Annotated in this window: 1 protein-coding gene; it reads right to left on the reverse strand. The window is 48.3% G+C overall.

Features of this window, described 5'->3' with window-relative positions; genetic code table 11:
• Positions 1-2,581 (reverse strand): hypothetical protein (locus ACO6UY_RS24370; protein WP_422491636.1); only part of this gene is annotated, 2,581 nt, incomplete at both ends.

Consider the following 2,581-nt stretch of genomic DNA (forward strand, 5'->3'; position numbering starts at 1 on the left):
TGCTCAAGCCTGTCCTGCCTTTGTTCCAGCCCATATTCCTGATATATTCTTGGTCCGTTCCACACATCCCTTGTGTAGTTTTGCAGATGCAACACATTCTCCCTGGCTCCAGTCAGGCCGCTGGCGGTCATAAAATGGGGAGTAGCAGCAGCATCACCAGCAGCAGTGATCATCACTTGACGGGAGCCTGATTTTTTCTTGATCACATTTCGCCAAACCCGACGTTGCTGTAAATAGAATACCGCCACCGATGGGTCATCAATCATTTCCTGAGTAACACCCAGCGACTGGTCAATACCATAGCTGTGTGCCACTGTTTGAAACCAAGCCTTGGAAAGCGCTTTCTGCACCCTGGCTACGCGCTGATTACGCCAAGTTTCCTGGTCGGCTGCTGATCGTTTATCGCCATTTTGATCCAGATCTGGCACCGGTAATGCCGCTAACTTTTGCTTAACCTTATGGCAGAATTGAGTAAATGCTTCAGGCAGCTCCATCCCGATATAAACCAGGTTGTTATTGTCAAAACACCGGGTCTTCATCACTCTTCCATGGATGGATGACTGCAGGCTGCGAACACCGCTGGACTGCTCATGGGTTTGCTGGCCAAGCAATCTTCGCTCATCTGAACTCAGCCCCTCAATCCTTTCCACCTGAGATAGCATCTGCTCCTGGAAAAACTGCTGAAACTGTTGATTAAGTACCACCACCCCGCGAAAATCCGGAAAAGTTTCCAGCCGATCATTTTGCAGGGGCTGCTCCTTTGGCCCTTCCCAGGAACAGACACCATAGCTTCGGGCAGACGTAACGGCCCTGTCCTGCATATATTTATTACGCAGCTGACTATGTTTACCCCCGGCGCAAATCACTAAATCCACAGGACGGGTTACCGTTGCTTCAGGTTTCTGATAACCGACAGGTGGCTTTTTCTTGCCGTTGGCAAAGGGAGAGGGATCATTCCCGGGGTGATATTTAGCCTGTACTGTATAGCCTTGTTCACCTGCCTCTACCCTGGTCATTTCATAGGCAGCTAACCGCTCCAATCGGTTTTTCTGCGGGTCATCACGCTGGGAAGTATGATCGTAATTGCGTGCCATCAGGTCAGCCAGTCTATGATTCAGAGCCTCTTCCAGCCGGTGAGTGACAATTTCGCCTGCCTTTTCTCCCAAACCATCCGTACGAACCATACCCTTTCCAGCCTGTCCATTCTCACCGAACAGGTCGTAGTAATGTTCTCCAAGATAAAACTTCAGCATATCCATCCATTTAGGGTCCAGTCGAACCACTTGTAACCGGTTATATGCAGTGCTCCGTTTCTCAAACACTGAGACATTGGCCCCCTCCTGAAACTGGGTGAAAGCCAGCATCAGCCCTGTTGGGCCAGCCCCTTCAATGGCAACATTCGGATGTCTGTTGGCTTTCTTGTTCTGCGCTATGATCCAGTCCAGCTGGGCCAAATCCACTTGTGGCCCTCTTAACTGAGCCAAATCCAGCAGCTTTTTGAACATCTGCTGATTGTGTTCAGAATCAGTACCATAGATATTGGCCTTTCCTATACCTTCTAATAACAGATTTAACTCCCAGCGCCGCCCTTGATTCAGCTGAACATGCAATAATGCCGCCCGACCTTCTGCTATCAAGGCCCGATGTGTTTTGCAACGGGTTTCGAGTGCTTTAAATTCCTGGTTTTGATCCTGATTTTCTGCGGACAAAGTACTCCTTAAGGACTCATACTGCTGAAAGTCATGTGCAACCCGCTCCAGATCAAGCGTTCTCAATTCACTGGGTAATCGACTTATTCTGGCCGCTACAGCACAACCGTCTGCAAACAGATTTTCCTCTAGCCGGTGTATTCGCGAGTAACGAAAAAATAGCCCCTGATAGCTATCTTTAAGCAAGGCCAGGTCCCTGGCAGAAACCAACTCCCGGGGGTGGCCCTGAACAGACGAACTGCCCAGGCCATTATTAAAAATCAGGTTGAGTGCATCCCGCAAAGGCCGCTGACGAGGGGAGTATGGATAAGTAAATACATTACCGATTCGTTTCGTTAATTGTTGATACTCTTCAAGCGACAGCTCCTCCCGAATGTTATGTAAAACGGACAGGGCAATGGTATCTTTCAGGTCAGTAAAACCAACCGATTGCCGGGTATTACGAAAGTGCTTTTCCAGCTTGCTGATAGCTTCATGAGCTTTATGCTCATCCGGTAACAATTCCGGTGACAGAATAATGAGTTGATAATAGGCTTTCAGCACTTCTCTGCTATCTTCCAACGTCACCCGGGGTAGGCGAGACAGCAATCCGGAAAGTTCTTTTTTCAGAAATCCAGCGGCTTCACGGATAATTTTACGTTCTTTCGGGTTAATTAGAATTGTATCCTGACTACTGACTATCGCTTTACACTCTGATTCTTTAAGAAAAGGCAGAACGCCATTTTCCACGGCCTGTATGACCTGTTTTTTTAGACTGTAAGGCGCTTTTTCAGTTTGCAGTAATTCCCATAACTGACCACGAAATAAAGCAGCCGCTTCCTGCTCTTGTCTTCGCTGTTTCCGGCCTTCTGTCGTGAACAGGTTTAACAAAC

The organism is Endozoicomonas sp. ALE010 (assembly GCF_049310165.1).
Classification (GTDB): Bacteria; Pseudomonadota; Gammaproteobacteria; order Pseudomonadales; family Endozoicomonadaceae; genus Endozoicomonas.